Source organism: Pseudomonas sp. 13B_3.2_Bac1 (assembly GCF_025466205.1).
Classification (GTDB): Bacteria; Pseudomonadota; Gammaproteobacteria; order Pseudomonadales; family Pseudomonadaceae; genus Aquipseudomonas; species Aquipseudomonas fluorescens_H.
Map to the genome: position 1 here is coordinate 1 of NZ_JANLOG010000072.1, position 9,473 is coordinate 9,473.

Below are 9,473 nucleotides of genomic sequence, written 5' to 3' on the forward strand. Positions count from 1 at the left end.
GGAAGAGACCAGCCTTTCGAATCCGTTGGTGTTCACCGTGGGAGTCGCGCTGGAACTGCTCGCCCCCTGGATCAAGGAGAACAACGGCGACAGCGCACTCAACCCGCTGCTGGTCAGGGACACCTTGACCGCCGTGGTGCCGGACAACCCCGAGTTGCGGCCAACTGATGAAATCATCGTCACTTGGACTGGCGCACAGGGTACGCCCGCAGGCGGTTCGCACACCTCTGTTCCTCGGCCGCTGGGCAGCAACCGGGAGTTTGCGATTCCGAATAGTGTGGTCGCGTTCAACCTGAACAAAGATGTGAAGGTGTCCTACGTCGTCATCCGCGACGGCAAGCCGCTGCCGTCCCTCGTCTTTGATTTGACTGTGTTGAGCATGCCGCAGAATGAACTGCTCAAACCCATCATCAAGGACGCGGACAACAACGGCGAAGGCCCGGAGTTCAATGTGGGAAAACTGACCGCCAATGCGATCTACCGCATGGGCATCTGGCCGTTGATTGCCCCACTCCAATATGTCTGGCTGCGCCTGACAGGTACAAACGCTGATGGCAGCGACTACAACCTTCAGATCCATACAGCACCCGGCTCATATGTCACCGACGGGTGGATCACGCAAGGTTATTTAGAGCGCAACATTGCCCTTGCAGGCTTGAGAAACCTGAAAGATGGCAGCACGCTGACCATGGCATTCAAAGCCGCGTTCGGTAAAGACCCGAATGAGAGTCTGGCCGTGGCCTTCCCCGTGCGTACCTATACGGTCAGAGCGCTTGTCGAAGTACGGCCGGACATTACACGTGTCGAAGGATCCAAGGGCGAGATCTCTGAAGGCGGCGAGACCGAAGACACGACTATCACACTGACCGGCACGGCAAGCCTCGGTCAACAGGTCCAGATCAAGGACGGTACGACGATCATAGAGGATGCCACCGCCGACGCCTCCAGCGGCATCTGGACGCTTGTCATCTCGGGACTGGCCGAAGGGTGCCACATTTTCACGGCGACCGCCCTGTACGGTAGTGGCCAGGAGTCAATCCCTCGAAGCTTGGAGGTTGTGAGTGAGCGGCCTGTAATTAAACGAATGACAGACGCTGCGGGTGGGCCGATCGACGATCTCGGAACGACAAACTATACCTCCGTGAACCTGGGCGGCACGGCGGCCGCTGGTCAGCAGGTGCAGATCCTCGATGGGACGACGGTGAAAAAGACCGAGGATGTCGATGACAGTGGTAACTGGACGGCTTCACTCAGCGAACTCACACGGGGCGGCCATTCAATCATCGCCAAGGCAACCTATGGCACCCTCCCTGTATCCGCAGAGTGGAGATTCACAGTAAACCCTCATCAGTTCACTGCGACCATAACCGACCTATATACACATAAAACTTTTGGTGGCCCCGGTATCCGCCATGCCCCTAACTCCACCATCAAATATGACGACGATGTCCGCGATACGTTTCTTTCCATGCGCTTCACTATTGCAGGACCAGCAGGCGCATTTCCGGCGGTATCGCGGCCATACGTAACTTCATACGCCCCGGTCGGCGGGGAGTATCTAACCTTGCCAATTCCCGGGCCGGGGTCATACACCGTCGCATTTCCCCGATCGAAGTTCATAGGGTATAACAACGTAAGATTCGCTGTCTTAGACGTAAACCTCGTGATTCGAGCAGATGTGGGCGCTTATACATAAAATTTTGAATCAACGTTCCACTACAGGCGTCTCTCCTTGATCGGAAGACGCCTTGTCGTGTGCCTACACGGTTTTCACCTGATCGCTAACCGGCTCTTCACTTCCGAGATTTCAGTCGCTGAAATCAAAAACCTGAGTTAAAAATCAGGGACGGGTTCAATTACCCGTCCCCTTTCGTTTTTCGCACTTCGAGCACGTTACCACTCGTCGCAAATACGCCCCCACCTGTAATTTCTGACAGTAGCCAACCCGCCTCGCCTGAGCCTTAAATCCCTGTGCCGCCCCTTTTCCAACCGGAGTTGCCAGCATGCTCATTCAACCGTCCAGAAAAATTCCCAAGGACCTGCGTGAACCGGAAATCCCCGGCCGCACGGAACCGCAACTGCCCTCCGGCGAATGGGGCATCAACTACGCCGCCGCGCTGGGCAACTTCACAAACGGCCTGAAGGTGCACGTTCTGCCCTACACCGATATGGACCTGGGTGACGGGATTGAGCTTCAGCTCGATGGTGACACCGTCGACCAGCAGACCCTCACGCAAACAGCTCAATTAGGTCAACGGGTGACACTCTGGGTCGAGCCGAGACACAGCACCAATGGCCCACACACACTCGGCTATACCATAAAGCGCGCCCACCAGACCCCCGAACCCTACAAACCGCCAGTAGCGATCTATATCAAGCTCGACCTGCCCGGCGGCCAGGATCTGGACCCCGATCCCGGTCAACATTCCGAGCTGTACCAGTACATCGATCCGCGCATCATCGCCGACGGCGTGGACAAGGAAACCGCCAGAAATGGCGTGAAAATCATCATCAAGGCCAAACCCGGCAGCCTTTCGAAACGGCCCTATCCGAACTGCGCCGCAGGTGATGTGATCATCGTCAGCTGGGGTGGCGTGCGGATTCGCTCCGCACCGGTCACTCAGGCACAGGTTGACGATCCGGATGCCCATCCGATCGAGGTCAACGTCACTGAAGCGGACATCCTCCGGGCCGGGGATTCGGGCCCCCTGGGGGTCCCCGTGACGTTTACCATCCTTGATCTGGTGAACAACGCGGCGCAAGACTGGTGCAGCGAAACGCGCATCGTCGTCGACACCGGCAACTCGCGACTGAATACGCCCATCCTTGAGCAGGCCAACGGCCAGGAGCTGCACCTCGAAACGTTGAAAGATGAAGATCTGGAGCTGAAGGTCTGGGCCACGTCGCCGGACTTCCAGGAAAACGACGTGATCATCATGTACATCAATGGCAGCACACTGGACGGCGTTCCCGTGGCGCACGACGCTCGCCAGACCATCAACAAAGAACCGCCGCTGGTGGTCAGCGTCTTTCTGCCCAACAGCGCCGCCCGGGAGCTGGCCAAAACCCAGGCGGTGTTCTTCTACGAGCTGGAACGTGGCGGCGCGGTGATTCAGCGCTCCAAGAGCCTCTTCATCACCATCATCGGCGACCCCTATCGCCTCGCCGCGCCGATCGCCGACGATGCCGTGAACGGTGCGCTCAAGCCCGACCTGGAGCAAGTGAGCATCCGCATCCCTCATGACGATCGCTTCGAAGAAGACATGGGCATTGAGCTCAAATGGCTGGGCACCCAGGCCGACCTGATCACGTATGACCCGCAGTTGGACTTGCATATCCTCAGCGCGACCGACGCCAGCAACCCGCTGGGTTTCATCATCAAGGTGGATGGCGTCCGGCACCTCAAGTTGCTCAAGGGCGGCACGCTGGACCTGTCCTACAACCTGCTCAGCGACGAGGACGGTGTAGTCGTCAGGCGGGCATCCCAGCATGCAGAGCTGCTGACCGTGGGCGAAGCACAACTGGAACTGGTGCCCCCGATCGTCCAGGGTGAAGAGAACGGTATCCTGGAGCCTCGTGATCTGTCCGACGGCACAAGCAAAATCACTTGCCCGAACCCGCTCGCCAACCCGACCAAACCCCAGGACGTGGTCACCTGGCTACTGCGTGATGCCCATGGCGCGCTCCTGGACCAAGGCAGCAAAACCCTGAACGCCCTCACTGCCGGCAGACCCGTGGATTTCCCGCTTGATGCAGCCTTTGTGCAGAAGCATTTCGAAGCGCGGCGTGGGGAGAAACTCAGCGTCAGCTACAACATCCTGCGGTTCGAGACGGGCAAGACCAGTTACTCGAATCCGTTGGTGTTCACCGTGGGAGTCGCGCTGGAACTGCTCGCCCCGTCGATCAAGGAGAACAACGGCGACAGCGCACTCAACCCGCTGCTGGTCAGGGACACCTTGACCATTGTGGTGCCGGACAACAGCGCGTTGCTGCCAAACCATGAAATCATCGTCACCTGGACTGGCGCTGACGGCACGCCGGCCGGCGGGTCGCACACCTCAGTGCCCCGTGCGGTAAGCGAAGGGCTTGAGTTTGAAATCCCGAACAGCGTGGTGGCGTTCAACCTGGGTAAGCGGGTAAAAGTCTCCTACGTCGTCTTCATTGATGGCCATCCAACACCGTCCCGGGTATTTGACCTGACGGTGCAAGCAATGCCGCAGAGCGCACTGGCCAGCCCCACCATCGAGCAGGCCGACAACGACGGCGCCGGCCCGGAACTGTATACCGGCGACCTGACCCAAGCTTCCGTACGCATGGGTGACTGGCCGCTGATCGCCCTCGACCAATACGTCTGGTTGCGCCTGCACGGGACCAATGCCGACGGCAGCGCCTACGTGCGCGAGATCTGGAGCGCGCCGACGGCCTTCACCAACGACGACTGGATCGCTAACCAGTTCTTCACTTCCGATATTGCAATCGCTGAAATCAAAAACCTGCAGGATGGCAGCAACCTGGCATTGGAGTTTAAAGCGGCGCTTGGTCAGAGCACGGTGGAGAGTGAGGCGGTGGTATTCCCTGTGCGTACCTACACGATCAAAGCGGCTCTTGCTCTGGTTATCAATACCGAGCCTGTATCGCTTGGCGGCTGGATTTTCCGTTCCGATCACACCCCCACAAATCCTCCGGCTGGCAGTTTTGTCGACAGGCAGGCAAGCGGGGGCGTCCCACCCTATCAATACTCATCAAGCAACTCGGCGGCCGCAGAAGTGAATATCACCAATGGTCGGGTGATTTCCAAAGGCAACGGTACCGCTGTCATTACGGTTCGCGATAGTGCAAACCAGACGGTGTCCTACCCTGTTTCAGTCTCGAACGTGTATCGAATCTTCGGAACCAGCGTGTTCAATACCTATACCCAATGCAGCAATGCGGCGGCTAATCAGGGTGGGCGAATTCCGTCCTTGGCGGAGTGGCGTTCATATGTCAGCACCTATGCGGGCTTAGCGACAGAAAGTGCATGGTGCTGGGCGGCTGATTCGGCCGGCACTGGCAAACGCTGGGCGATTTATCCGGCCACAGGAGAAACGAAGGCTTTAAGAGATCTGGGTTTTGGAGGCGACACGGCAAACGGGTACGGTATCAGGTAATCCGGGCTTGATACCCCGCAACCGCCACCTACTCAGGACAATCTGAATACAACGGATAAGGGTAGGGACTTATTTAATGGCAATCTCGAGCAGGCTCACGTCTACAAGGGATCTTTGCCGGGCACTTAAGCAGTGACCAACGCAGATCCACTGTGGGAGCGGGCTTGCTCGCGAAGAGGCCAGATCTGCCAGCGCCTATTCCTTGGGCACAACATTATCCATTTCGGACATCAGCGGGTACTCCGATCGAGTTACTTTGAAAGGATTACTCACTGTAGGAGCTGCCGAAGGCTGCGATCTTTTGATCTTGTTTTTTAAAGCAACGTCAAAAGATCGCAGCCTGCGGCAGCTCCTACAGGGGACCGGGCAGTTAGTTCGGTACGCGGCGGCCGTCCAGTACTCGGTTGACCATCAGTTCACTGAGCATGATCACCTGATGCAGCATCAGCATGGCCCGGCACTGTGGGTTGTCGCCAATGTCGCGGGCCATGTCGCTGGCGGCCGCTAACGACTCTGAACAATAGGAGCCATCACCCTCGCTACCAAACGGCGGGTGGCGGCCATGCGCGGGTTGGTAGACCGGTCGAATTGGGAAACCCGGCGCTCACGAATGAGCCCCACGCATGCCCACCATACAAAGCTATTCCTCAAAAAAGGGACAGCAATGAAGGTGTCGCAATACAACTCGAGACGGGCTACCAAACCCCATCACTGTTTTGCAGTGACAGGGAAACGATATAGCCCGACCCATAGTCGTGTAAGCCGGCGGATTCTGGCGTACGCGTAGGTAACGGCGCAAGGTGTTGTAGCCGTTATGGCGTAACGGTTCGTGTACTTTAAACGTGGTTGCAGGGGTGCGTTTATGTGCGGGGTCTGCTCTGTTGTTTTGATGTTGTCTGGCAGGCCGCTTTCGCGAGCAAGCCCGCTCCCACAGTTGGAATGAGTGCATTCAGTTGGGAGGGTGATCGGCTTGTAGGCCGTCATCGCCAGCAGGCTGGCTCCCACAATTGGATTGGGTGCATTCAGTTGGGGACCGGTTGGCTGTCAGGCCGCCATCGCCAGCAGGCCTGGACGAAAAACAGGGACGGGTTGATGACCCGTCCCTTTCGATTTGTGCACTTCAGGCACAAGCCCGGCCAATCAGATCCGGCAATCAGTCCCGTGCCAACGCCTCGATCGGGTCCAGGCGCGAGGCATTTCGCGCCGGTACGAAACCGAAAACGATGCCGATCAGCGTCGAGCAGATCACCGCCGTCACCACCGAGGCCATGGAGAAGACCATCTCCCACTCCTTGATGAACACCGAAAACAGGTGGCCGATGGCATACGACAGGGAAATGCCGATGGCCCCGCCGAGCAGGCAGACCATCACCGCTTCCACCAGAAACTGCTGACGAATGTCCGACTGGCGCGCGCCGACCGCCATGCGAATGCCGATCTCGCGCGTGCGCTCGGTGACAGACACCAGCATGATGTTCATCACGCCGATGCCGCCGACCACCAGCGAAATCACCGCGATCAGCGACAGCAGCAAGGCCAGCGAGCGGCTAGTTTTCTGCACGGTCTGCATCACGCTGTCGAGGTTGTTGGTGTAGAAATCCTTGATGCCATGGCGTTGCAGCATCAATTGGGTGACGTGATTTTCCACAACTTTGCTCGACTGGCCGTCCTTGATCCGCACGCTGATGCTGTCGAGGAAGCGCTGGCCGAGCAGGCGCCCGGCAGCGGTTTCGTACGGCACCCAGACGTTCAGGGTCTTGCCTGAGGCAAACAGGTTTTTATTCTCGGCTGCCACGCCGATCACCGTGCACGGCAGGTTGCCGATCAGGATCACCTGGCCCAGCGGATCGACGCCCTCGGCGAACAGCCGATGCCGGGTGTTGTAGTCGATCACCACCACCTGCGCCTGGCGCCGTGCATCACTCTCGCTGAAGGTGATGCCCGCCTCCAGTTTGATTCCGCGCACCTGAAAATACTGCTCGCTGACGCCGTTGATCTGCGCGTCGAGGTCGATGTTGCGATAGCGCAGGAGCATGCTGCGGCCGACCACCGGGGTGGCGCTGTCGACGTAATACAGTTGATTCAGCGCGGTGACATCCGCCGGCACCAGTGTCTCGATCGAGGCGGCGCGCTTGTCGCCGAAACTGGTGCCGGAATAGATGTCGATGGTGTTGCTGCCGATCGCCGAAATGTCCTTGAGCACGTAGTTTTTCGCGCCCTCGCCGATCGCCGAAATCGACACCACCGAAGTGATGCCGATGACGATCCCGAGCATGGTCAGCAAGGTGCGCATACGGTGTGAAATCAGCGCCACCCAGGCCATGTTGAAGGCTTCCTTGAACAGCCCGAGGCTGGCCACCAGGCGGCGGGTCGCCGGGGGTTTTGGCGGCACGTCTTCACCCGGCAGTTGCCCGGTGTCGCGCTGGTTGCGGCGGTCGCTGAGGATTTCACCGTCGCTGACTTCGATGATGCGTTCGGCGTTGGCCGCGACTTTCGGATCGTGGGTCACCAGAATCACCGTGTGCCCGGCCGCGTGCAGCTCCAGCAGGATGCGCATCACCTCTTTGCCGCTGGCGGTGTCGAGGGCGCCGGTGGGTTCGTCGGCGAGGATCACTTCCCCGCCGTTCATCAAGGCCCGGGCGATACTCACCCGCTGCTGCTGACCGCCGGAGAGCTGGCTCGGCCGGTGGGTCAGGTGCCCATCGAGACCCAGTCGCGCCAGCAGCTCGCGGGCGCGGGCGTGGCGTTGCGGCGCGGGAATGCCAGCATAAATCGCCGGCATCTCGACGTTGTGCATCGCGCTCAAATGCGGCAGCAAGTGATACCGCTGGAAGATGAAGCCGAAGTAATCGCGGCGCAGCTCAGCCAGCGCCTGATCGTCAAGGTCGCGGGTCTCCTGACCGTTGATCTTGTAGCTGCCGGCGGTGGCGTAATCGAGACAGCCGAGGATGTTCATCAAGGTTGACTTGCCGGAGCCGGAGGCGCCGATGATCGCCACCATTTCCCCGGCATTGATCGTCAGGTTGATGTTCTTCAGTGCGAGAAATTCACGGTCGCCGGCGGTAAAACTGCGGGTGATGCCGGTCAGTTGCAGTAGCGGCTGCGTCATGCTCAAGCCCCCGCCACGGCGGGCAACGGATCACCGATCACCACCCGCTCGCCTTCGCTGAGGCCCTGATTGATCTGCACTTTGACGTTGTTGTTGATCCCGGTCTGCACGTTACGCGACTGCGCCTGGCCCTTGGCGTCCAGCACCCGCACCGGAAAGCTGCCATCGGCGTTGCGCGGACCGAGCGCGGCCACCGGCACGGTCAGTACCGATTGCGCGGTATCGAGGACGATGCGCACCTGCGCGGTCATCGAAATGCGCAAGCGATGGTCGGGGTTGGGCACCTCGAACAGCGCGTTGTAGAACACCGCGGTGTTTTGTTTCGGCGTACCGGCCGGCGGTGTTTCGAGGAAGTTCTGCGGCGCCGGCTCGGTGCCGCGCAGCTTGCCATAATAGCGTTTGTCCTCGCCGAGAATGGTGAAATACACCTCCTGCCCCGGCGCAATGTGGATCACGTCGGCTTCCGACACTTGGGCCTTGATGGTCATGGTGTCCAGATCCGCCAGTTTCAGCAGCACGGGTGCCAGCTGATTGGCAATCACGGTCTGGCCTTCCTGGGTGACGATGCCGACCACATCGCCATCGATCGGCGCGACGATCCGCGTATACGCGAGGTTGACCTTGGCGGTGTCGATCTGGATGTGCGCGCTCTTGATCTGCGCGTCCAGCGACAGCAGGTTGGCCTGCTGCACCTCGTAGTTCGATTGCGCAGTCTCGAAATCCTGACGCGAGATCGAGGCGTCTTCCTGCAGGTTCTGATAACGCTCGTAAATCGCTTTGGTCTGCTTGAGTTGAGCTTGCGTGGCACGCTTTTGCGCCTGCAGATTTTCCTCATCGACTTGAGCCTGACGCAGGGTGTTCTGCAGCACCAGCGGATCGATCTCGGCCAGCCACTGGCCCTTCTTCACCTTGTCGCCGACCTTGACCTTGAGCGACTTCAACTGCCCCGACACCTGAGCGCCGACGTCCACCTGCTTGACGCCTTCGAGCAAACCGGTGGCAAGCACGGTGTTTTCGATATCCGAGCGTTCAACCGGCGCCGTCTGGTATTTCGGCGCTTCGGCGGGTGCCTGCACCGTGTACAGCACCAACCCGGCCACCGCCGCCAACGCCAACCCCATACCGACTTTGCGCAACTTCGACTTTTCCATAAATAACCACAAGTCCGTTCAGGGATGAACCCGGCCAGTGGCCGGGTCTTGATAGAGAAACAACAC

The 9,473-nt window shown here is 59.3% G+C and carries 3 protein-coding genes and 1 pseudogene; 2 read left to right on the top strand and 2 right to left on the bottom strand.

The annotated features are described in order from the left end of the window. Positions 1-1,696: pseudogene (locus tag NTD85_RS11110) on the top strand (Ig-like domain-containing protein); the annotation flags it as partial. A 307-nt stretch (positions 1,697-2,003) separates the two neighbouring features. Next, positions 2,004-5,147 (top strand): hypothetical protein, encoded by a 3,144-nt coding sequence (locus NTD85_RS11115; protein ID WP_262142159.1) that lies wholly within the window; start codon positions 2,004-2,006, stop codon positions 5,145-5,147. A 1,153-nt stretch (positions 5,148-6,300) separates the two neighbouring features. Here the strand turns inward: NTD85_RS11115 and NTD85_RS11120 are convergent. Both NTD85_RS11120 and macA read right to left on the bottom strand, forming a co-directional pair. Further along, a complete protein-coding gene (locus NTD85_RS11120; protein WP_201137890.1) occupies positions 6,301-8,256 on the bottom strand; it encodes a MacB family efflux pump subunit in 1,956 nt (651 codons plus the stop codon). Between the two features lie 2 nt (positions 8,257-8,258). Continuing rightward, on the bottom strand, positions 8,259-9,407 hold the full coding sequence (macA, locus tag NTD85_RS11125; protein ID WP_003224213.1) for a macrolide transporter subunit MacA: 1,149 nt from the start codon (positions 9,405-9,407) through the stop codon (positions 8,259-8,261). Positions 9,408-9,473 lie beyond the last annotated feature (66 nt).